Genomic DNA, 22,933 nt, shown 5'->3' with positions numbered 1-22,933 from the left:
GCTGGTGAACGGAACGGGATGAACTTCTGCCTGAGCGACCTCGTACCACCGTTGAGGTGGAGCGACGCGTCGACGATCACGCTACTCACCGGGCAGCCGGATCTGCCGGACGCGTGGTGGCGCAGCCTGCCCATGCCGCGCGTCCTCACGGCGATCGGCCCCGAGTCGCTGAGCGAGCTGCTGACGGAGATCGCCCTGGAGCACTGGCCCGCTGCGGCCATCGGTGACGTCCTGCCCGCGCTGCACGTGCTGGACCCCGAGGAGGCCGACGAACCCGCCGTCGCCATCGCGCTCGACCGGGCCGGCTCGTGGGCGGGGCTGCTCGCGCTGACCAGCCGCGAGCTGGTCGACCAGCCGTTCATCCAGGCGCGGCCGGTGCTCAACACGCTGTTCTCCGCCGCCCTGGTACGCCTCGCGCCCGCCAGGCCCGTCGCCGACGAGGCCGGTGAGCCCGCGGCTGCGGCGTCCGTACCGGCCGTGGCGCCGCTCCCCGTGCCGGACGTCGAGTCCCCCGCTCCTGAGGCCGCTGAGGGCGCCGAGCGGGTCCTGGACGCCGACGACGAGCCGGTCATCGACGCGGCCTCCGAGCCCGAGTCTGAGCCGGTGCTGGACGCCGCCGACGAGCCCGCCCCCGAGCCGGCCGCCGAAGAGGCGGAGGCGCTGGAGGAGGCGCTGGAGGAGGCTCGCGCGGACAGCCCCGCCGAGGAGGCGGCCCCCGACGCCGAGATCCCCCACGCTGAGGTCTCCGACGCTGAGGTCCCCCACGCTGAGGTCCCCCACGCTGAGGTCTCCGACGCTGAGGTCTCCGACGGCGAGGCGTTCGACGGCGAGGCATCTGACGCCGAGGCGGTGCACGTCGGCGACGAGGCTCCCGACGTCGAGGCGGCGCACGCGGCCGAGGCGGGCGCCGAGGAGGAGCCCGCGCTCGACGCCTTGCCCGCCCCCGAGCCCGCCCCCGAGCCCGCCCCCGAGCCCGCCCCCGAGCCGGCCCCCGAGGCCGCCGACGCTGAGGCGGCCCACCAGGCGGAGCCGCTCCCCGAGCACGGGGAGACGGACGGCGAGCCGGAGGTTCCTTCCGACGTCGAGCCCGGGTCCGAGGCTGCGGCCGCAGGACATGCGGGTTACGAGTTCACCCCCGAGGACGAGCACGGGGACGAGCACGACGAGGACGACGAGGACCAGCAGGTCCGGTCCGGCGGGCAGGAGCTGCCGCAGCTCATCGAGGCCGCGTTCGCCGGTCTCGACGACAAGAGCTGGGCGGTGGCCCAGAACCGGGTGTTCACCGACGAGCCGTCGGCGGTGGACCAGCTCGCCAAGCTCTTCGCCGTCCCCCCTGCCGAGATCGTCTCCACGGAGATGGAGCTGCGCGCCCGGCTGGACCGGTGGCTGGCCAGCGACGAGGCGGCCCCGTACCGGGCGCATCTGGACGAGCTGGTCAGGACGCTGGGCCCGGACGCCCCCAAGGAGCAGGTGGTCGGCGCGGCCGACTGGCACCAGGTGGAGATCCAGGCGCTGGAGGTCCCGGCGTGGCAGGTGGTGCTGACCACGCTGGCGCCACCGCCACCGCCACCGCCCGTGCCGGAGCCTCCGGCGGAGCCGCTGCCGAGGCGGAAGGCGCCGCGCCAGCAGCAGCCGTACCCGCAGCCGCCGGTGGAGCTGGTGCAGTCGGCGTTCGGCCCGGTGCACATGACGCCGGCGCCGCCGGTCGGGCCGCCGCAGTTCCAGGCGTTCACCCCGGTGGTCCAGCCGGCGAGCGAGGCGAACGGCGGTGAGGCGGACAAGCCGTACCAGCCGCTCAAGGACGTCTCGCAGACGCGGCGCTGCTTCCGTCAGCCGGACGGCCGCTGGTGGCTCCGCATCGACGTGACGGCCGAGCAGATGGCCGGGGGCGAGTGCGCGCTGCCGACCGGGTTCGCCTCCTACCTGGGGCTGTCGCCGGGCGAGAGCAGGACGGTCAGGAGCGCGGCGGGCGAGCTGACGATGACCTGGCACGGCCGGCCCGTGCTGGAGTCGATCGAGCGGCTGCTGGTGGACGTGGGGGCCCGCGAGGGCGGGCACCTGTTCCTGACGCTGTCGGACGAGGGCGTGCTGCGGGCCAGGCATCTGCCGGTGGCCGCCCAGGGAGCCGAGAAGATCACCAAGGCACTCCGGCTGGTCGGGTACACGGCCCCTGGAGGCACCAAGGAGCAGGCTGCCAGGGTGATCGCCACCCGCATCGGCATGCCGGGCCCCGTCGCTCTGCCCGACCTGCTCGACAGGCTCCGCGAGCGCGGGGACCGCGACCTGCTCGAACTGCTGGACTGAGCCGGTGCCGCGGCTCGCGATCGGCCCCGGGTTTCCCGGGGAGCTCAGCGCACTGGCCCAGCCGGTGCGCAGGGACGCCGTGGTCGCGCTGCGCCGGTTCCTGCTGAACGTGCCGGGCGCGCCGCATCCCGAGCGGGTGCGGGGCGCCAGGGACCCGAGGGTGGCCACGCTGCGCCTGGCGCCGGGCCATCGCGGGGTGGTGGTGCGGCAGCGGGACGTCTACTGGCTGCGTACGGTCCTGCCCGACCCTGAGGCCTGGTCGTACGCCCGCCGCCACCGCTACGGCGTCAACCCGGTGATCGGCGTCGTCGAGGAGTGGGACGCCGAGGCCCTGGAGCGGGTGGAGCCCGCGTTACGCCGCTCGGTGCGGCCGTCGCGGCTGTTCGACGCGATCTGCGACGGCGACCTGCTGGGCCTGGGCCTGGACGGGGTCGCGCTGCCGCTGTTCCGGCTGATCACCACCGAGGCGGACGTGGCCGCGCTTGAGCCGCTGCTGCCGCCCACCCAGTACGCCCCGCTGGCGGTGCTGGCGAGGGGCGGCACCATGGCCGAGGCGTGGCGCGAGCTGGACGCCTGGCGGGCCTCGACCGGCGACGCCGGCCCGATCGACACCGGCGACCTGTACGCGGCCCTGCGGCGCAGCCCCGACCGCGCGGTGTTCGTGCCCGACAAGGTGGCGCTCGACCGGGTGCTCGCGGCGCCCGAGTGGTGCACGTTCCTGCGTCCCGCGCAGCACCGGCTGGCGAAGGCGGCGCGGTACGACCACCCGGTGCTGGTGATCGGCGGCGCGGGCACGGGAAAGACGGTGATCGCCCTGCACAGGGCGGCCCACCTGGCGCTGCGCGGCGCGGGTCCCGTGCTGCTGGTGACGTTCTCGCAGAGCCTGGCCGAGGAGTTGTCGGCCAGGCTGGACCTGCTGATCGAGGACGAGGTGGTGCGCAAGCGGGTCGAGGTGGACAACGCCGAGCGGCTGGCGGTGCGCATCGTGGCCGCCGCGGAGGGACGGCGTCCCGCGCTGGTGGGGCCGGGCGCGCGGTCGCTGGCCCAGCTCACGGACGAGGCGCTGCGGGTGCTGTCGATCGCCACGGGCGATCTCCTGGACGACGTGGATCCGGCGCTCAAGCCGTACCGTCATGTGGTGGTGGACGAGGCGCAGGACGTCAGCCCGGCGCAGTGGCGGCTGCTGCGCGCGGTGGTGCCGCGGGCGCGCGACGACCTGTTCATCGTGGGCGACCCGCACCAGCGGGTGACCGACACGCGGGTGGCGCTCGGCGCCGTCGGCATCCCCGCCGACCAGCACCTGCTCGGGGTCTCCTACCGGCTGCCGCAGGAGCTGCTGTCCTTCGTCGTACGGCTGCGCGGCGGCGGCCCCTCCCCCGGGCTCGTCAAAGGCGTGACCGACATGTACGACTACAGCGCGACGCATCACGGCGAGCGCCCGGTCGTCAGGGCGTACGACTCGCAGGAGGCGGAGCTGGCCGGCCTGCGCGCCACGGTCGAGTCGTGGCTGGCCGGCGGCGTCTCACCGGCCGAGATCGCCGTCGGGGCCAGGAACCAGCGGCTGGTCCGGGAGGCCAAGAAGGCGCTCGACGGGCTGGACGTGCGGGCGCTGACGTTCCAGCATCTGAAGGGGCTGGAGTTCGAGCGGGTGGCGCTGATCGGCGTCGCCGAAGGCATCGTTCCAGAACCGCCGCCACAGGACCCGGAGCCCGATCCGTACGCGCGGGCTCGTGCGCTGCAACGCGAACGGAGCATACTGTTCGTCGCCTGCACCCGTGCCCGTTCGATGCTCTATATCTCGCATTCCGGAAGAGGAAGCCCGTTTCTACCCCTCTGATCACATAGTCTGAACTGCGGATATATTCCCATTGCCGGTTGGACCTCAATGAACCTCAGCCTGAGCGACCTCGCTCCACCCCTGCGCTGGACCTCTCCTGGTCAGATCGCGCCGATCGTGGAGGAGCCCCAGCTGCCCGAGGCCTGGTGGCAGGCGATCCCGCTCGATCGCGCGTGCGCCATCGTCGGCGCGCAGACCGTGGCGGGCCACCTGGCCGACCTCGCCGTGGCGTGCTGGGGGCATCTCATGCTCGGCGACATCCTGCCCCTGCTGCGTTTCTCCGACCCCGCCGAGGCCGAGCGGTCGCCGGAGACTCTGGGCAAGGACGTGGTGCAGAAGCTGTTCACCGGCGTCTTCGACCGGCTGCTCGAGCCCGTGCCCGAGGCCGTCCCCGCGCCCTCACGTCCGGACAAGCCGCTGCCCGACCTGATCGACGAGCTGTTCGGCGGCCTCGACGACCGGCAGCGGGCCATCGCCCGCGACCGCCTGTACGCCACCCGCAGGGCCACGCTCGACGAGCTGGCCCAGCGGTTCTCGGTCACCCGCGAGCGCATCAGGCAGATCGAGCGCGACCTGCGCGAGCACGTCGACGCGTGGCTGGCCAAGCCCGAGACCGCCGCCCTGGCCGCCCACGTCGTGTGGCTGCGCGGGCGGCTGGGCTCCGCCGTGCCGGCCGACGACCTCCAGGCGGCCGTGCCGTGGCACGGGGCCGAGCTGCGCTCGCTGGGCATCCCGGCCTGGCGCTTCATCCGTACGCTGCTGACCGGCTACGAGCAGTCCGACGGCTGGCTGGTCGCGGGCGGCGCCGACGACCTGCGGGAGAAGACCCGCCAGCTGTTCGCCGACGGGCCGCGCCCGCTGCCCGAGGCCATCACCATGGTGGCGCAGCTCGGCGTACGCGAGGACGTCGCCGAACGGTGGATCCTCGCGGTGCCGCAGCTACGGGTGCTCGGCCGGCACGTGGTGCCGTGGCCGCGCAGCATCAACGAGAAGGCCGAGGCGGTGCTCGCGGTGGCCGGCACGCCGCTGTCGCCCGAGGAGATCCAGGAGCGCATCGGCGAGGACTACAGCCTGGTCGGCATCCGCAACCAGCTCACCGCCGACGACCGCTTCCGCCGGGTCGACCGCAACAAGTACGGGCTGACGCGGTGGGGCGGCGACGAATACCTGGGCATCAGGGAGATGATCGCCAGGGAGATCGAGCGGGCCGGCGGTGAGGCGTCGGTGAGCACGATCGTGGCCAACCTGACCTCGCGTTACGACGTCAGCGAGAGCTCGGTGCGCGCGTACTCGGGCGGTCCCGGGTTCGAGCGGACGCAGCGGGGCTGGATCAGGGTGGCGGGCACCGCTCCCGGCGGCGAGTCGGAGCCGTACCAGCCGCGTAAGGACGTCTCGGAGACGCGGCGCAGCTTCCGCTCCCGCGACGGCCGCTGGTGGCACCGGGTGGACATCAACGCCGAGCACCTGCGCGGCTCCGGCTCGCCGCTGCCGACCGGGTTCGCGGCCTACCTCGGGATGGCGCCGGGCGGGCAGCTCACGGCCTCCGCTCCATCGGGCGACGTGGTGATCAGCTGGCACAACCAGCCCACCATGGGGTCGATCAGGAACGTGCTCGCGGAGTACAAGGCGAGCGAGGGCGACCACGTGTTCCTGACCGTCTCCGACGGCGGCGAGCTGCTGACCCGCTACCTGCCCGCGGCCCCTCCCGGGATGCCGCCCGTCAACCGGGCGCTCTACCTGCTCGGCTACACCGCTCCGGTCAGCTCCGAGCTGGAGGGCCTGCGGCTCATCGGCGCCAGGATCGGGCTGTCCGACATGGCGAGCAGCGAAGAGGTGCTGGCCAGGCTGCGCGAGCGCGGCGACAGGGACATCCTCGGTTTCCTGGGCGCGTGAGGCCGGGCTAAGCTCGGGTGATGGTGCGGATCTACGACACGCGCGCCGGGCAGGTCGAGGAGATCGCCGCCGGGCGGGCGCTGCGGCTGTACACGTGCGGGCCCACGGCCGCTCGCCGGGCACACGTGGGCGATCTGCGCACCTTCCTGGTGTCCGACCTGATCAGGCGGGCGCTGGAGCGGCGCAGGGTGCGGGTCGTGGCGGCTCGCGACGCCGTCCACGACGAAGACGCCTTCCGCGCCGACGCCGCCACGCTCAATCTGCGGCCGGCGGAGCACGTGCCCGAGGCCGGTGAGCCGATCGAGGAGCTGGGCTCCCGGATCGACCTCTGTGTCGGTGGGGCCGTTCCCCGTGAGGACGTGCGCGGCCGTTGGGTGCCCGCCGAGGGCGTGCGGTTCGCCGGCGACGCCCCGCTGCTCTCCGACGTGGCCGACGCCGGGCTCGATCCGCTCGCCGTGCGGATGGCGTTCCTGGAGAGCCACTACCGGCGGCCGCTCGACCTGACGTGGGACACGCTGCGGGCCGCCGACGGCAGGGTGCGGCGGTGGCGGGCCGGGGTGGCCGAGTGGTCGGAGTCGGTCAGCGCGCCCATGGCCACCGCGTACGCCGAACGCGCCGAGTCGGCCTTCGACGACGACCTCGACACGCCCGCCGCCCTGCGGGTGCTGGACGAGCTGGAGAGCGACGCGTCGGTGACGCCGGGGGCGAAGTTCGAGACGTTCCTGCACCTCGACTCCCTGCTGGGGCTCGACCTGTCGAGCGACATCGGCAAGATCCGGACCTGAGGCTCTGACCTGCTGCTTCGTCGGCCCCGGGTCTGAGGAGTGATCGCGAACTGCCAAACTTGATGCCAGTTCGGCATGAAGGAGGTGGCGGTGAGGCCCTTTGCGTGGATGCCGTGGCCCTTGCGGTGGTTCGTTCGGGTGTTGATCGTTCTGCTGGCGCTGGCGGTGGTGCTGGCGGGGGTTCTCGTCTACACGGTGCGCAGGTCGTTCCCGCAAGTGGACGGGTCGTTACGGCTACCCGGCTTGTCAGGAACTGTGGAGATTTATCGCGATAAATCAGGAATTCCGCACATCTACGCTGACACCGCCGCCGACCTCTTCATGGCCCAGGGCTTCGTGCACGCCCAGGACCGCTTCTACGAGATGGACTTCCGCCGCCACCTGACCGCCGGCCGCCTGTCGGAGGTCTACGGCGCCGCCACCCTCGACAACGACAAGGCTCTGCGGACCATGGGCTGGCGCCGGGTCGCCGAACAGGAGCTGCCCGAGCTGGCCCAGGAGACCCGCGACTTCCTGGCCGCGTACGCGAAGGGCGTCAACGCCTGGCTGGCCGCCAACCCCAACGCCTCCGACCGCAGCCTGGAGTACTCGCTGCTCAAGCTCCAGGGCAGCGGCGGCAAGCCGGAGAAGTGGACCCCCGTCGACTCGCTGGCCTGGCTGAAGGCCATGGCGTGGGACCTGCGCTCCAACATGGAGGACGAGATCGACCGGGCGCTGGCGCTGACCAAGCTGCCCAGGGAGCGGGTCGAGCAGCTCTACCCCGGCTATCCGTTCGACCGGCACGCGCCGATCGTCAACGAGGGCGGCATCCGTCAGGGCCGCTTCGAGCAGCGTCCCCTGCCCCAGCAGCAGGGCCCCCAGCAGCGGACCAGGGCCGCCCGGGCGCTGACGCAGGCCGCGAAGACCCTGTCGGACGTGCCCGAGACGATGAGCGCGGCCGACCGCGCGGGCATCGGGTCGAACTCCTGGGTCGTCTCCGGCGAGTACACCGCCGGCGGCAAGCCGCTGCTCGCCAACGACCCGCACCTCGCGCCGAACATGCCGTCGGTGTGGTACCAGGCCGGGCTGCACTGCAGGAAGGTGAGCGAGGAGTGCCCGTACGACGTGACGGGGTTCACCTTCTCCGGCGTGCCCGGCGTGATCATCGGGCACACGGACAAGATCGCGTGGGGGTTCACGAACCTGGGGCCCGACGTCGCCGACCTCTTCCTTGAGCAGGTGGAGGGCGACGCGTACCGCTACAAGGGGCAGCAGCTGCCGCTGGACGTCCGCGAGGAGAAGATCAAGGTGGCCGGCGGGCAGACGGTCACGCTGACCGTCAAGAGCACCGTGCACGGGCCGCTGATCAACGACGTCATGGCGGGGGCCAAGCCGAGCGGCGAGGCCAACGCGGTGGCGCTGCAGTGGACGGCGCTGACCCCCGGGCGGACGGCCGACGCCATCTTCGCGCTGAACAGGGCGAAGGACTGGGACGAGTTCAAGGCGGCGGCGGCGTTGTTCGAGGTGCCCGCCCAGAACCTGATTTATGCCGACACCTCGGGGAAGATCGGGTATCAGGCGCCGGGGCGCATCCCCGTACGCGAGAACGGCGACGGCACCTGGCCCGTGCCCGGCTGGACCGGCGAGTACGACTGGAAGCCCGCCCCCATCCCGTACGACCAGCTCCCCAGCATCGAGAACCCGGCCGACGGCTTCATCGTCACCGCCAACAACGCCGTCATCGACCCCGGCCGCTACCAGCCCCTGCTCACCCAGGACTGGGCCTACGGCTACCGCTCCGAGCGCATCAGGAGCCTCATCCGCGACGCGATCAAGAAGGGCCCCATCGACGCGGCCGACATGGCCCGCATCCAGCAGGACACCGCCGACGGCTTCGCCGAGACGCTGGTGCCCGCCCTGGAGCGGGTGGACCTGGCCGGTCCCGCCGTCCAGGCCAGGGAGCTGCTGACGTCGTGGGACGGCACCCAGAGCGCCGGCTCGGCGCCCGCCGCGTACTTCAACGCGGTCTGGCGCCACCTGCTCATGCTCACCTTCAACGACGACCTCCCCGAGGGGGCCCGGCCGACCGGCGGCGACCGCTGGTACGAGGTGGTCAGGCGGCTGCTCGACGCGCCCGACGACCCGTACTGGGACGACGTCACCACCAAGGGCTACACCGAGACCCGCGACGACATCCTGCGCCTGGCGATGGCCTCCGCGCACCAGGAGCTCGCCGACCGGCTCGGCGAGGACGTCAAGAAGTGGCGGTGGGGCGACCTGCACACGCTGGAGCTGGTCAACGGCTCGCTCGGCACCTCGGGCATCGAGCCGGTGGAGGCGCTGTTCAACCGGGGGCCGCTGAGCGTCGCCGGTGGCAAGGACGCGGTGAACGCGACCGGTTGGAACGTTCAGAGCGGGTACGAGATCACCGCCGTGCCGTCGATGCGGATGATCGTCGACCTGTCCGACCTGGACAAGTCCCAGTGGATCAACCTCACGGGGGCGTCAGGGCACGCATACCACGAGAACTACTGGGACCAGGCGGCGGCCTGGGCCCGCGGCGACCTGCAGCCGATGCTCTCCTCCCCCGCCGCCGTGAAGAAGGCGGCCACCCACACGCTCAAGCTGAACCCATGACCGGGCGGGCGGTGCGATGCCCACGCTTCGCACCGCCCAGCTTGACATTCCAGGCCGACAACGCGGGGGCGCGGACGTCCGTACCGGAATGGCCGAATTTTTGCTGAGCTGGCGCTCCAATGAGGCGGCGGCCTTGACAAGAGTCCGTCAACTCGTGCTGCCTTTGCTCCTGCGCCACCACACCGCCTTACGCGGATAACCGCCGTCATCGAGCCCGGCCAAGCGCTCGAAAACGTTGTACGACGCCTGATGTCCGCACATCATCACGGACACCAGCATCGACAACAAATAGAGCGGCACCATCGGCAGGCCGGCGCACCAGGCCCACTGCGTGGCATGCCGTCCTTCGTGCAGGATGAGCTGCTCGCTGAGCGTGTTTCCGCTGGTCAGGACCACGTTTCCGACGGTGAACGCGCCCGCGACCGGGAAACGGTAACGGTAGCCGAGGGCCAGGACGAGCCCGTCAGGGCCAGGTTCCCTGGTCGCGCTGCCTATGACGGCGATCAGCAATCCGAGCGGCGTAGAAAGATTCACATAGTTCGCCACTCGCCGGAACCGGAAGCGCCTGTCCATGCGTCTCAGTCTTGACCAAGGTTGACAAGTCGGACCAATGATCCCCGTCCTGAAATCTCCCACAAGAGCAGGATTATGAGATTCTCCATCCTGGGCGCGCTGCTCGGCACCGTCGCACTGGCAGGAGCCGGCGGAGTCGCGATCACCCAGACATCGTCGTCCGAACCCCTACGAGCCACTGACCACTCCTCCCACGCGCGTGTGGCCTTAGCCGCCGCCGACCCCACCACCTCGCCGCCAGCGTCGCCACCCACGTCGCCGCCCGCGACGTCGCCCGCGACGTCGCCACCGGTGTCAACGCCCGCCGAGACCCCGACTCCGACCCCGACTCCGACCCCGACTCCGAGCCCCACGATCGGGGAGTACACCGCGGAGACGTCGGTGGTCAAGAGGAGGGGCGTTTCCTACCTGAACGTCTCGATCACCCATGAGGGCGCGGCCTTCTTCAACGTCAAGCAGCGGGTGTGCAAGCGACGGTCGTGCAAGACGGCCACCGTCGACCTGATCGTGGTCGGCGGTGAGGCCAGCGCCAGGACGCGGCTGGGCTGGGGCACGTACAAGAAGCGCGGGGACGCCGCCGCCATCGTCGCGCCGCTGCCGACCGTCACCGTACGCGAGACCGTCACGGTGACCGAGCCCGGCCCGACGGTGACCGTCACCTGTCAGCCGTACGTGCCGACCGTCGAGCCCACAGTCCAACCCACCGAGACCCTTCCGCCGACCGACACGACCGCTCCGTCGGATCCGCCCACCACGGAGCCGACGCCGACGGAGACCCCGGCACCGACGGAGACCCCGGCGGACCCGCCCACGGACACACCGACCGACACCCCGACGGACACACCGACGGACACACCGACGGGCACCCCGACGCCTTCCGTCCCGGTCCTCCCGACCGAGACGCCCACTGACGTGCCGACGGACACCCCGACGGACGCGATCCCGACCTGTCCCCCGCCGTCGGAGCCTCCCACGGACGAGCCGACGGAGGAGCCCACGGACGCCCCGACCTCCACGGAAACCTCGACCGAGACCCCGACCGAAACCCCGACCCAGACCCCGACCGAGACCACCCCGGCCGACCCGTCCCAGACGGCGACCACTCCGGCTCAGTAACGGGGCCGTCTCACATGACCGGGCCAGGCCAAGCGCCTGGCCCGTGCCATGCCCCCGCCATGCCCCCCGCCATGCCCCCGCCATGGGAAAGCCGTCAGAGCGACTTGTAGCGGCCCTCGTGGTAGAGGAGGGGCGCCCCGTCCGAGGGGGTGTCGATGGCGGTGACGCCGCCCACCACGATCGAGTGGTCCCCGCCGTCGTGCACCGCCGTAGTGGCGCACTCCAGCGTGGCGAGGGCGTCGTCGAACAGCGCCACGCCCGACTCGCCCCGGTGATGCGGCCAGGTGGCGAGCTGCCCGTTGAGCGGCCGCCCGCGGTGGGCGAAGAAGCGGGAGGCGTCCTCCATGGAGGCCGGCAGCACGGAGACGCCCCACACCCCTGACTCCAGCACGGCGTCGTGGAAGCGCGCGACCTTCTCCGCGCAGAACAGCACGAGCAGGGGGTCGAGGGAGACGGAGGTGAAGGAGTTGATCGTCATCGCGTGATCGACGTCGCCGAGCCTGGTCGTCACGATCGCGACTCCGGTGGCGAAGCGGCCGACGACCTTACGGTACGTTGCAGGGTCTACGTGCCGCTCTATGGAATGCACTCAGCTACTTTATGCCTCTACGTCTGATTCTTTAACGGGGTACCCACGCAGAAGCCACGAACCCCCTCCTGATGAGGGCGAAAGCAGGTAAGCGGCGACAAGGCTCACCAAACCGCCGTACAGGTAGACATAGCCCGCAGTGCCGGCCGCGATCACCAGGTCGCCCGACCCCATCTCCAGCGTGAACGGCATGGTCACCAGCAGCCACCCGAGCGCCGTCACCATGGCCCCGAGCCGCGCGCTCATCATCTTGCCCGCGCCCAGGCACACCCCGAACAACGCCACCACCCAGATCACGGCGGCGAAAGGCACCGGCCCGGCCTGCCACTCGGGATGCGTGAACCCGCCCACGACCGCCATGACGACGCCGAGCACGAACAGCATGCCGTAGGCGGCCCCGCCCAGCGCCGACTCGGCCTGGCTGCGATGTTCCATGTCGAACGAGGTTAGTGGATGCCCGCGAAGAGATCGTTCTCGCGGGTGTGCGGCTCACCGAGGCCACCGGCGTCGACGGGCGGACCGGGCACCGACGGGCCCGGCACGCCCATGGCCAGCGTGTAGTGCTCGACGCCGAGCACCTCCTGGCCGATGTCGTTCGAGAGCGCGTACCAGGGCGGCCTGACGGTGATCTGGGTGGCGTGGGCGCGCATCGCCTCGATCTTGTTGCCGATCCAGGGGCGCGCGTCGATCTCGGTGGTGACGTCCTCGTCGGCGCAGCCGTACGGCATGTCTTCGACGTCCTCGATGAGGAAACCGGTGTCGGCCTCGCGCAGCGCCTCGGTGCCGCGCCGCATGATCGACCTGGGCACGGCCGTGTGGTAGAACTTCGCGATCTGCCACGGCTCGCCCTCGCCGTAGCCGGCCTTCGCCGCCAGCTCGAACGCCCTGCGCGCAACCCGGTGGGCCTGGATGTGGTCAGGGTGGCCGTAGAAGCCGTTGTCGTCGTACGTGACCAGGACCTGGGGGCGTACCTCGCGGATGACCTTGACCAGCTCGCCCGCCGCCTCGTCGAGGTCGGCGCGCCAGAACGCCCTCGGGTGGTCGTTGGAGGCGACGCCCATCATGCCCGAGTCGCGCCAGCGGCCCGGCTCGCCAAGGAAGCGGTGGTCCTCCACGCCGAGCGCCTGGCAGGCGGCGGCCAGCTCGCCGACGCGGTAGGGCCCGAGCGCGTCGTCGCGATCGGCGGCCAGGTGCGCGAGGTCGCCGGGGATGATCTCCCCCTCCTCGCCGAGCGTGCAGGTCACCAGCGTCACGTGGGCGCCCTCGGCGACGTATTTCGCCATGGTGGCGCCGGTGCCGATCGACTCGTCGTCCGGATGGGCGTGCACGAGCAGCAGCCGTCGGTCAGTCATGTCCACGAGCGTAGCAATGGCAGGATTGAGGCCATGAGCGAGAGCTTCCCGCGCCTGAATGCCAGAACCCGCCGCTTCACGCTGGGCGTTCCCAGAGGCTTCACGATCTCCCCGGACGGCGGCCGGGTGGTGTTCCTGCGGACGAGGACGGGCACCGATCCGGTGACCTGTCTGTGGGAGCTCGACACCGACACCCACGTCGAACGCCTGGTCGTCGACCCGCGCGAGCTGCACGGCGACGAGGAGGAGAACCTCCCGCCCGAGGAGCGTGCGCGGCGCGAGCGCAGCAGGGAGGCCGCGGGCGGGGTGGTGGCCTACGCGTCCGACGCCCACCTGAGCAGGGCCTGCTTCGCGCTGTCCGGCGCGCTCTACGTGGTGGAGCTGGCGAGCGGGCAGGCGCGCAGGCTTGACACGCCCGGGGCGGTCATCGACCCGCGGCTGTCCCCCGACGGGCGGCATGTCGCCTATGTGACCGGGGGCGCGCTGCGCGTCCAGGACCTCGCGTCCGGGCATGATCGCGCGCTGGCCGAGCCCGAGTCGCCGACGGTGACGTACGGACTGGCCGAGTTCATCGCCGCCGAGGAGATGGACAGGATGCGCGGCTACTGGTGGGCGCCGTCGAGCGACGCGCTGCTGGTCGAGCGCGCCGACGAGGCTCCCGTCCAGGTGTGGCACATCGCCGACCCGGCCAACCCCGACCGTCCCGCGACGGCCCAGCGCTATCCCGCCGCCGGCACGCCCAACGCCGTCACCGAGCTGTTCGTGCTGGGGCTCGACGGGTCGCGGGTGGCGGTGCCGTACGACGAGGAATATCTCACCACCGCGGCTTGGGACTCCCACGCGCTGTCGATCGTCACGCTCACCCGCGACCAGCGCACGATGCGGCTGTTCGAGGTCGATCCGGCCACCGGCGCCACCACGCTCGTCCGCGAGGACACCGACCCCGCCTGGGTCGACATCGTCACCGGCGTGCCCGCCCACCTCGACGACGGCTCCCTGGTGTGGGTGGCCAACTCCGAGGGCGGCCACCGGCTGTTCGTCGGCGACCGCGCGGTCACGCCGCCGACCCTCCAGGTGCGCGCGGTGCTCGACGTCGATCACGACAGCGTGCTGTTCAGCGCCAGCGGCGACCCGACCGAGATCCAGCTCTGGACGTGGGACGGCCACTCGCTGCTGCCCGTCTCGACCCGGTCCGGGGTGTTCTCGGGGCGCATGTCGGGCGGTGTCGGCGTCCTGACCGAGCAGAGCCTCGACGCCGAAGGCGTCTCCACCACGGTCGTGCGCCGCGACGGCATGGCCGTCCCGATCCCGTCCTTCGCCGAGCGTCCCGGCCTCGACCTGCGGGTCTCCATCGGCCGTTCCGGCCGGCGCGAGCTCGCCACCGCCGTGGTGCTGCCCTCGTGGCACGAGCAGGGCTCGCGCAAGCTGCCCGTCCTCCTTGACCCGTACGGCGGGCCGCACGCCCAGCGGGTGCTCAACCGGCGCGGGGGTTACCTCGAGAGCCAGTGGTTCGCCGAGCAGGGCTTCGCGGTCATCGTGGCCGACGGCCGCGGCACCCCGGGGCGGGGCGTCGACTTCGAGCGCGCCGTGCTCAACGACCTCGCCACCCCCGCGCTCGAGGACCAGATCGACGCGCTGCAGGGCGTCGCCGAGCAATACCCCGACGACCTCGACCTGTCCCGCGTGGCCATCCGGGGCTGGTCGTTCGGCGGTTTTCTGGCCGCGCTCGCGGTCCTGCGCCGCCCCGACGTCTTCCACGCCGCCGTGGCGGGCGCGCCGGTGACCGACTGGCGGCTGTACGACACGTGCTACACCGAGCGCTACCTGGGCGACCCTGGCCGGCAGCCGGAGGTCTACGAGAAGTCGTCGCTGTTCGCCGACGCGGCCAAGCTCGAACGCCCCCTGCTCCTGATCCACGGCCTGGCCGACGACAACGTCGTGTCGGCCCACACGCTGCGCCTGTCGTCCGCGCTGCTGGCGGCCGGGCGGCAGCACAGCGTGCTGCCGTTGTCGGGGGTGACGCACATGACGCCGCAGGAGGTCGTGGCCGAGAACCTGCTGCTGTTGCAGGTGGACTTCCTGAAGAAGTCTTTGGGGTAGTGCTTCTGTTCCGCGCGGGCCGGGCGGGGTCCACACCACGCCCGGCCTTTTCGCGTACGTGCTGGGTCTGTCCAACCCAGGTCTGACATCCGGCCCCCGAAAACCAAACCCTGGTCCGACGCGCCCGGCAGCCTCGTTCCGGCATCGTGATCGCCATGCTGAAGCCGCTCACCCTCACCTTGGCCCTGCTCACGACCGCCCTCGCGGGTCCCGCCTCGGCGGCGACGGCCGACCCCCCGTCCTCGCTGACCTGGAAACCCTGCCCGCAGGGCGGCATGGAGTGCGCCGACGTGCCGGTCCCCGTCGACTGGCGGAAACCCGACGGCCGCAAGATCACCCTCAAGGTGGGCCGGCTCAAGGCGACCGGTGCCTCGAAGGGCCAGGTGCTGGTGGCGTACGGCGGCCCTGGCGCCCCCGGCATCGCCATGACCCAGCAGCTGTCCGGCTGGTGGACGAAGCTCCGCCGCACGATGGACGTCATCACGTGGGACGCTCGCGGCTACGGCGAGCAGTTCCAGGGCCTGAGCACCGGCCTGCCCTGCACCTGGACCCGCATCCCCATCGCCGGCGTCCCGCGCGACGACGCCGACTTCGGCCGCCTGTCCGACACCAACCGCGGCTACGCCGAGGCCTGCCGGCTCAAAGACCCCGAGCTGTTCGCCAACATGAGCTCGGCCGACCACGCCAGAGACATGGAGGCGATCAGGAAGGCCCTGGGTGCCGACAAGCTCAACTACTACGGCGCCTCCTACGCCGGCTTCTTCGGCCAGGCCTACGCCCGGCTCCACCCCGGCCGCGTCCGCACGATGGTCCTCGACGGCACGCTCAACCACAGCACCGCCGACTGGTCCCGCGAGCTGGAGGCCACGGCCAGGTCCCACGAGCAGTCGATGCGCCGCTTCTTCACCTGGTGCGCCGCCAACGGCTGTAAGGACGTGCCCGCCCTCTGGCGGAGACTGATCGCCCGCGCCGACCGCACCCCGATCCCCACCAGCACGGCCAACGTCGCCTACCGCGCCATCGACCTCCAGTCCTTCGCCCTCGGCCTCGCCCGCCAGGGCGCCCCCGCCTGGCCCAGGCTCGCCGAGGCCATCCGCAAGGCCGCCGAGGGCGACGCCTCCGGCTTCGTCCCCGCCAGGGGCGCCCGCTACCCCGACCAGGCCACTCCGGTCACCGAATGCACCGACTGGCCCCGTCCCGCCACCCGCAAAGAGCTGACCACCACGCTGGCCCGGCTCCGCAAGATCGCCCCCAGCACGGGCGCCGCCAACACCTCGCTCTCGGCCACCCTCAACTGCATCGGCTGGCCCGTCCCCGTCACCAACCCCCCGGCCGCCCTCCCCAAGGGCCTCCCGCCGCTGCTGGGCGCGGGCGCCTGGAACGAGTCCGACTCGACCGAACGCGTCCTGTCCCAGGTCCCCGGCAGCGTCGTCATCCGCCACGACGGCCCCGGCCACACCCTCTACGGCAGCAACACCTGTGCCCGCGACCACATCGACACCTACCTGACGACGGCCGCCCTCCCCCCGAAGAACACGAAATGCTGAGCGATTGGCGGTGATAGGTGAGAGATCACGTCCCGACACCGAATACCGAGCTGCGAAGTGGCTAGATAGACCGAATGCTAGATCACCTCGTCTACGCCACGCCCAACCTCGACACCACCGTGGCCGAAATCGAACAGCAGCTCGGCGTACAGATGGTCGAGGGCGGCCGTCACCCCGGCCTGGGCACCCGTAACCGCCTCCTGGGGCTGGGCGGCCGAGCCTACCTGGAGGTCATCGGCCCCGACCCGGACCAGGAGCAGCCGCCCGTCCCCCGCCCCTTCGGCATAGACACGCTGACCAGCGCACGCCTGGTGACCTGGGCAGTGGCGGTGACGGACATCGACGCAGTGGTCACCCGGGCCCGCGCCCACGGCTACGACCCCGGCGACCCCCAGGACATGTCCCGCCGCACCCCATCAGGCGACCTGCTGACCTGGCGCCTCACCCCACCGGCAACAGCAGGCGTAGTGCCCTTCCTCATCGACTGGTCCACCACCCACCACCCCACGGCCTCGGGCCTGCCGAACGTCGAACTGACCTCTTTCCGCGCCAGCCACCCCGACGTGGAAGCGGCACAAAAGTCCCTCTCAGCCCTGAACGTCGACCTGGACCTCACCCACGGCACCACCCCCACCCTCACAGCCGTCCTGAGATCCACCCCCGGCTCCCTGACCCTGACCTGAGCGTCAGGCCCCACCGCCCAGTCACCCAAGGCACCACCATCGGGCCGGCCCCCTCACCCACAGAACGGAGACAGCGCTCTCACGACCAGAACAGCCGGCACTCCCCCGACACCCATCAGGTCCCGGTTCTGGTTTCGGCCTTTCTGGGCGTTAGGACGGGGTGGTGGTGGGAGTGCCGTGCCAGCTGCGCCACAGGGCCGCGTACGAGCCGCCCGCGGCCACCAGTTCCTCGTGCGAGCCCAGCTCCGTGATGCGCCCGTCCTCGACGACGGCCACCCGGTCGGCGTCGTGGGCGGTGTAGAGGCGGTGGGCGATGGCGATGACCGTGCGGCCCTCCAGGACGGCGGCCAGGGAGCGTTCGAGGTGGCGGGCGGCACGGGGGTCGATGAGGGAGGTGGCCTCGTCCAGCACGAGGGTGTGAGGGTCGGCGAGGACGAGCCTGGCCAGGGCCAGCTGCTGGGCCTGGGCCGGTGACACGGTGAGGCCGCCGGAGCCGACCTCGGTGTCCAGACCGGCGGGCAGGGCCAGCACCCAGTCGAGGGCGTCGACGGCTTCCAGGGCCTTGACCACGGCGGAGTCGGCGGCGTCGGGCCGGGCGATGATGAGATTGTCGCGGACGGTGCCCTTGAACACGTGGTGTTCCTGGGTGACCAGGGCGACCTGGCCCCGCAGCTCGTCGAGCGGCAGGTCGACCAGGGGCACTCCGCCGACGGTGACGGACCCGGTGCGAGGACCGTGGATGCCGGCCAGCAACCGTCCGAGTGTCGACTTCCCGGCCCCGGACGGCCCCACCATGGCAAGCCGCTCACCAGGCCGAATGGTCAACGACACACCGTGCAGCACATCCCGTCCCGCACGGTAGGCATAACGCACATCGGAGGCCCGCAACACCTCCCCGGCAGACCCCGCACCAGCGGCCGGGAAGCGGCCGCCCGACCTGGTCCCCGAGGCGTCGCCGGAGGTGGTCGCCGGGGTGGTGGGCGCCTCGAGGGCGGCGGGCTTTGGGGTGGTGGGGGCGGAGCCGTTCGTGGGAGTGCTTTTGGGGGTGCGGTCGTCGGGGACGTTGGCCACGCCCAGCAGGCGGGCCATTGAGGCGCCGCCCACCTGGAGTTCGTCGATCCACATCAGGAAGCGGTCGAGGGGGTCGATGAGTTGCTGGGCGTAGAGGGCGGCGGTGGTGACCTGGGCGAGGGAGACCCAGCCGCTGGTGTAGAAGAGGCCGCCGACCAGGAGGGCGGCGACCACCGGGATCACGTAGCCGAGCTCGACCGCTGGGTACCAGGTGGTGCGCAGGCTGAGGGTGTAGCGTTCGGCGGCGAAGGAGCGGGTGATGTCGGCGTCGGTGCGGGCCCGGCGGCGCTCGCGCAGCCCCAGCGCCTCGACGGCCCTGGCGCCTTCGACGGTCTCGGCGAGCCCTTCGGTGATGTCGGCGTAGGCGGCGTTCTCGCGGAGGTAGCCGTCGCGGGCGCGGGCGAGGTACCAGCGGGTGGCGATGTGGATGATGGGCCCGGCCACCAGCATGGGGAGCATGAGGAGCGGGCTGACGAGCAGCAGCGCGCCGATGGTGATCACGAAGGTGACCATGGCGATGAGCGTCTCTGGCACGGCGTGGCGCACGGTGCGGGACAGGGCGTCGACGTCGCGCGAGGTGCGGGTGATGAGGTCGCCGGAGCCGGCGCGTTCGACGGTGGACAGGGGCAGCCCGAGCACCCGGTCGACGAACTCCTCGCGCAGCTCGGCCAGCACCTTCTCGCCGAGCTTGGCGGAGGCGAGCACGGCGTAGCGGACGAGGACGCCTTGGAGCAGCAGGAACGCGCCGATGGCGGCGGCGACGAGTGGCACGTCGACGGCGAAGCCGTATTGGACGTTCTGCACCAGCTCGCCGAGCTGCCACGGGACGAGCAGGCCGGTGACGGCGGCCAGCCCGTGCAGGAGCAGGGCGAAGCCGAGCTCGCGCGGGTATTTGAGGGTGAGCCGCCTGGCGTAGGCGCGCACCTGTCTGCGATCGGCGACCGGCAGGATCTCGCGTGCCATTCAGTCCTCCCCGCGGGTCACGGTCGCCGCGTAGGCGGGCGAGCCGTCGAGCAGTTGCCGATGTGTGCCCTCGGCCAGCACCCGGCCCTCCTCGACATAGATGACGTGTTCGGCCCGGTCGAGCACGAGCGGGCTGGTGGTGCAGATGAGCGTGGTGCGGCCGGCGCGCGCGGCGGCGAGGCGTTCGGCGATGCGGGCCTCACTGTGGGCGTCGACGGCGCTGGTGGGCTCGACGAGGATGAGCACCTCGGGGTCGGTGATCAGCGCTCTGGCGAGCCGCAGCCGCTGCTGCTGGCCGCCGGAGAACTCGCGACCCGCCTCGGCCACCTCGGTGTCGAGCCCGTCGGGCAGGGCTTCGACGATGTCGGTGGCGCAGGCGGCGCGCAGGGCCCGGTGGATGTCCTCGTCGGTGGCCTGGCCGCGGACGTCGAGCTCGTCGCGGAGCCGGCCGTTGAACAGCCGGGCGTCGTTGTCGGCGACGAGGATGCGGGAGCGCACCTCGTCGATGGGGAGGGCGCGCAGCTCGGCGGAGCCGAAGGTGACGTCGCCGTCGGCGTAGCGGCCGAGCCGGTCGGCGATGGCGATGGCGTCGCCGGGCGTGGCGGCGGCGACGGCGGTGAGCCAGCCGGGCTGGAGGGTGACCCCGCTGTAGGAGTCGCGCAGCACGCCGCCCGCGCTGCTGCCGGTGCCGCCGGTGACCTCGGGCTCCAGCGACAGGATGCGGATGATCCGGCCTGCGGCGACGTGGCCTTTGGTGAGCTTGTCCGCGGCCTCGGTGAGGGTGCGCATGGGGCCGATGAGGAAGACCGCGTAGAGGTAGAACGCGACGAGCTGCCCGGTGGGGATGTCGCCGGCGACGGCGAAGGAGGCGCCGATGCCGGTGACGAGGGCGATGAGCAGGCCGGGCAGCACGATCTGGGCGCCTTCGAGCACGGACTCGACGCCGGCGACGCGGACGCCCGCCCCGCGTACGCCCTGGGACTCGTCGCGGTAGCGCCGGGAGAAGACCTGCTCGCCGCCGACGCCGCGCAGCACCCGCAGCCCGGCGACGATGTCGGCGGCGCGGGTGGACAGCTCGCCGGTCAGCTCGCGCTGGCGGCGCTGGCGCCGGTGGAGCGGGCGGAGCAGGGGCCCGACGGCGGCGGCCAAGATCGGCACGCCGACCAGCACGAGCAGGCCGAGCGGCAGCGAGGTGGAGATGAGGATCACCGTGACGGTGACGATGGCGACGACCGCGCCGGTGCCGCGCAGCAGGATGTCGATGCTGTTGCCGATGTGGGCGATGTCGGAGTTTCCGACGCTGACGACCTCGCCGGTGGACAGGCGTTTGGGCAGCGTGGCGCCGAGCCTGGCGGCCTGGCGGGAGGTGAGCTGGACGGTGCGGTAGGCGGCGGCCAGCCAGTTGTAGACGGCCATGCGGTGCCGCATGATGCCGCTGAACGCCTGGATCAGCCCCAGCCCGAACAGCACGGCCGACCACGTGACCAGGGACGGGGTGTCCTTGGCGGTGACGGCCTGGATGCCCTGCCCGAGCACGGCCGGCATGAGGGCCTGCACCAGCCACCACAGCACGGCGAAGCCGATGCCGAGAAGCAGGGACGACGCCTGGCGCCCGGCGTTCCACCACAGGTAGCGGAGCGGGCTGCGGATGTCGGGCACGCCGGGATCGGCCTCAGGAAGGGAGCGCATAGCTCGACCACCTTGACAAGGCGTCACCTGGACCGGCAAACCGTTTTCATCCAGTTACAAGAACCCCGCCCGCAATCTTTACAAGGTGCACATCCGGGGCGGATGGGGTGCGCCGGACGCTTCCCGTCCAGCCTCCCGGTGCCCAGATTTTCCGCCCTGTTGGGGCATTTGTACCGTCCTTACATCGTGTATCGGAGCCGCCCGGATCGCGCGGCGCAGCGCCCGGCGAGGGTACGCGTACGCCAGAATCGACCCTTGTGAAGCACGGGTACACCAACAGCACGTTCGGCGACGGCGCCCTGGTCGTGAAGTGCTACCAGGGTCCCGAGGCGGCCTTCAGGCTGACCACCGAGAGCCGCTACCTGCGCCGCCTGCGCGGCCGCCTGCCCGTTCCCCGCGTCCACCAGGTCACCGACACCAGCCTGACCACCCGCTACGTCGACGGGCTGCACGGCCAGGACCTCCTCGACGAGGGGCGGGCCGAGGAGGTGTTCGCCGAGTGCGGACGCATGCTGGCCCGCATCCACCGGCTCGGCATCGTCCACGGCGACTACGGGCCCCAGAACATGCTGTTCGACCCGGCCACGTACGAGACCGCGGCCATCCTCGACTGGGAGTGGGCGCACCCGGGGCGGCCGGTCGAGGACCTCGCCTGGGTGGAGTGGATCGTGCGCAGCCACCATCCCGAGCACGTGGCCCTGCTGCCGCGCTTCTTCGCCGCGTACGGCGACCCCGTGCCCGCCTGGCCCGACCGCCACGCCGCCATGGTGGCCCGCTGCCGCGCCCTGCTCGACTTCTGCGCCCGCTGGGAGCCGGGCGGCGACGGCGAGAAGCTGTGGCGCACCCGCCTCGACGCCACCACCGCCTGGACGGAGTGACCCACCGGCACACCATGGACGGTTTCTGTCGGTGGGCTTTGCTTGAGTGCGGGGATGACCTCTCAAGTGATCCTTGTCCTCGGTGCCACCGGCTCCACCGGCCGCCGCGTGGCGAAGATCCTGCGCGACGCCGATCACCCCGTCCGTGCCGCCTCCAGGAGCGGCGAGACCAGGTTCGACTGGTCCGACCAGGCCACCTGGGAGCCTGCCGTCACCGGAGCGTCGGCGCTCTACCTCATGGCGCCCGACGGCGTCCCGATCGACCCGGAGTTCGTGTCCCTGGCGGTCGCCAGGGGCGTGACGCGGGTGGTGCTGCTGTCGAGCGGCGGCATCGAGGCGATGCGCGACGAGCGCCTGCAGGCCGCCGAGCGCACCGTGCGCGACTGCGGCGCCGCGTGGACGATCCTGCGGCCGAGCTGGTTCGACCAGAACTTCGACGAGGGCTTCCTGCGTCCCGCGATCATGGCGGGCGAGCTGCTGCTGCCGCTCGGCGACGTGGGCCAGGCGTTCGTGGACGCGGGTGACATCGCGGCGGTGGCCGCGGCGGCGCTGACCCAGGACGGTCACGCCGGCCGCTCGTACGAGATCACCGGCCCGCGCTCGCTGTCGTTCGGCGAGGCCGTCGAGATCATCGGCCGCGAGATCGGCCGCGAGGTGCGCTACCGGGGCGGCGAGGAGGACTACATCGCGGCCAACGCCTTCTCGGAGGAGTCGATCGGGGCGGCGAAGGCGTTCGCGGCGCTGCGCGCACTCGGCGACCAGCCGGTCTCCGAGGTGGTCGCCGAGGTGACGGGCCGCCCGCCGAAACCCTTCGAGACGTACGCGGCCCAGGCCGCGGCGGCAGGAGCATGGCGCTGACCTGGTCGTTCAGGGCCTGACCAGGCCCCGAACGGTAAAATAGATGGGAAATCCTCTCGGGTCACGACACACTGATCAC

At 71.8% G+C, this 22,933-nt stretch carries 18 protein-coding genes; 11 read left to right on the top strand and 7 right to left on the bottom strand.

The window, feature by feature from the left end; translation table 11 throughout:
- Positions 1–51: 51 nt before the first annotated feature.
- From ABZW11_RS30435 to ABZW11_RS30415, 5 genes are all read left to right on the top strand, one after another.
- Positions 52–2,304 (top strand): hypothetical protein, encoded by a 2,253-nt coding sequence (locus ABZW11_RS30435; RefSeq protein WP_355424356.1) that lies wholly within the window; start codon positions 52–54, stop codon positions 2,302–2,304.
- Between the two features lie 4 nt (positions 2,305–2,308).
- Complete coding sequence (locus ABZW11_RS30430; protein WP_355424354.1) at positions 2,309–4,141, top strand: UvrD-helicase domain-containing protein; 1,833 nt, start codon at positions 2,309–2,311, stop codon at positions 4,139–4,141.
- Positions 4,142–4,189: 48 nt separating this feature from the next.
- Positions 4,190–6,034, top strand: coding sequence for a sigma factor-like helix-turn-helix DNA-binding protein (locus tag ABZW11_RS30425; RefSeq protein WP_355424351.1), 1,845 nt, complete (start codon positions 4,190–4,192; stop codon positions 6,032–6,034).
- Between the two features lie 20 nt (positions 6,035–6,054).
- Positions 6,055–6,819 (top strand): hypothetical protein, encoded by a 765-nt coding sequence (locus ABZW11_RS30420; protein ID WP_355424349.1) that lies wholly within the window; start codon positions 6,055–6,057, stop codon positions 6,817–6,819.
- Positions 6,820–6,927: 108 nt separating this feature from the next.
- The gene (locus tag ABZW11_RS30415; protein WP_355424429.1) at positions 6,928–9,435 is read left to right on the top strand and encodes a penicillin acylase family protein; all 2,508 of its coding nucleotides are present in this window, start codon (positions 6,928–6,930) and stop codon (positions 9,433–9,435) included.
- Between the two features lie 147 nt (positions 9,436–9,582).
- Here ABZW11_RS30415 and ABZW11_RS30410 read toward each other — a convergent pair whose 3' ends face one another.
- Positions 9,583–10,008, bottom strand: coding sequence for a hypothetical protein (locus ABZW11_RS30410; protein WP_355424346.1), 426 nt, complete (start codon positions 10,006–10,008; stop codon positions 9,583–9,585).
- A gap of 5 nt (positions 10,009–10,013) precedes the next feature.
- On the bottom strand, positions 10,014–10,397 hold the full coding sequence (locus tag ABZW11_RS30405; protein ID WP_355424343.1) for a hypothetical protein: 384 nt from the start codon (positions 10,395–10,397) through the stop codon (positions 10,014–10,016).
- Here ABZW11_RS30405 and ABZW11_RS30400 point away from each other — a divergent pair.
- A complete protein-coding gene (locus ABZW11_RS30400; RefSeq protein WP_355424340.1) occupies positions 10,390–11,124 on the top strand; it encodes a hypothetical protein in 735 nt (244 codons plus the stop codon). The genes ABZW11_RS30405 and ABZW11_RS30400 overlap by 8 nt on opposite strands.
- A gap of 94 nt (positions 11,125–11,218) precedes the next feature.
- On the opposite strand, the gene ABZW11_RS30395 is transcribed toward ABZW11_RS30400, so the two are convergent.
- From ABZW11_RS30395 to mshB, 3 genes are read right to left on the bottom strand one after another with little or no spacing between them, the layout of a single operon-like run.
- Entirely contained in the window at positions 11,219–11,713 is a 495-nt protein-coding gene (locus ABZW11_RS30395; RefSeq protein WP_355424338.1) for a flavin reductase family protein, read from the bottom strand.
- A gap of 9 nt (positions 11,714–11,722) precedes the next feature.
- Positions 11,723–12,148 carry a DUF6113 family protein gene (locus ABZW11_RS30390; protein ID WP_355424335.1) on the bottom strand — a complete coding sequence of 142 codons (426 nt, stop codon included), beginning with the start codon at positions 12,146–12,148 and terminating at the stop codon, positions 11,723–11,725.
- 11 nt (positions 12,149–12,159) lie between these two features.
- Positions 12,160–13,065 carry an N-acetyl-1-D-myo-inositol-2-amino-2-deoxy-alpha-D-glucopyranoside deacetylase gene (gene mshB, locus ABZW11_RS30385; protein ID WP_355424332.1) on the bottom strand — a complete coding sequence of 302 codons (906 nt, stop codon included), beginning with the start codon at positions 13,063–13,065 and terminating at the stop codon, positions 12,160–12,162.
- Positions 13,066–13,098: 33 nt separating this feature from the next.
- Here mshB and ABZW11_RS30380 point away from each other — a divergent pair, with 33 nt between their 5' ends.
- The 3 genes from ABZW11_RS30380 to ABZW11_RS30370 all read left to right on the top strand — a co-directional run bounded on the left by ABZW11_RS30380 (position 13,099) and on the right by ABZW11_RS30370 (position 17,395).
- On the top strand, positions 13,099–15,165 hold the full coding sequence (locus ABZW11_RS30380; RefSeq protein ID WP_355424330.1) for a prolyl oligopeptidase family serine peptidase: 2,067 nt from the start codon (positions 13,099–13,101) through the stop codon (positions 15,163–15,165).
- 155 nt (positions 15,166–15,320) lie between these two features.
- Complete coding sequence (locus ABZW11_RS30375; protein ID WP_355424328.1) at positions 15,321–16,712, top strand: alpha/beta fold hydrolase; 1,392 nt, start codon at positions 15,321–15,323, stop codon at positions 16,710–16,712.
- Positions 16,713–16,786: 74 nt separating this feature from the next.
- Positions 16,787–17,395, top strand: coding sequence for a VOC family protein (locus tag ABZW11_RS30370; RefSeq protein WP_355424325.1), 609 nt, complete (start codon positions 16,787–16,789; stop codon positions 17,393–17,395).
- A 150-nt stretch (positions 17,396–17,545) separates the two neighbouring features.
- On the opposite strand, the gene ABZW11_RS30365 is transcribed toward ABZW11_RS30370, so the two are convergent.
- Both ABZW11_RS30365 and ABZW11_RS30360 read right to left on the bottom strand, forming a co-directional pair.
- Positions 17,546–19,429 (bottom strand): ABC transporter ATP-binding protein, encoded by a 1,884-nt coding sequence (locus tag ABZW11_RS30365; protein WP_355424322.1) that lies wholly within the window; start codon positions 19,427–19,429, stop codon positions 17,546–17,548.
- Positions 19,430–21,118, bottom strand: coding sequence for an ABC transporter ATP-binding protein (locus ABZW11_RS30360; protein WP_355424319.1), 1,689 nt, complete (start codon positions 21,116–21,118; stop codon positions 19,430–19,432).
- Positions 21,119–21,375: 257 nt separating this feature from the next.
- On the opposite strand from ABZW11_RS30360, the gene ABZW11_RS30355 reads away from it, so the two are divergent.
- Together ABZW11_RS30355 and ABZW11_RS30350 are read left to right on the top strand one after the other, a co-directional pair.
- Entirely contained in the window at positions 21,376–21,996 is a 621-nt protein-coding gene (locus tag ABZW11_RS30355; RefSeq protein ID WP_355424316.1) for a phosphotransferase, read from the top strand.
- Between the two features lie 54 nt (positions 21,997–22,050).
- Entirely contained in the window at positions 22,051–22,854 is an 804-nt protein-coding gene (locus ABZW11_RS30350) for an NAD(P)H-binding protein (RefSeq protein WP_355424313.1), read from the top strand.
- Positions 22,855–22,933 lie beyond the last annotated feature (79 nt).

The sequence above is a fragment of the Nonomuraea sp. NPDC004580 genome (assembly GCF_040609855.1).
Classification (GTDB): domain Bacteria; phylum Actinomycetota; class Actinomycetes; order Streptosporangiales; family Streptosporangiaceae; genus Nonomuraea; species Nonomuraea salmonea.
Note: the sequence above shows the minus strand (reverse complement) of the source record. Positions and strands in the feature narration are given on the sequence as shown.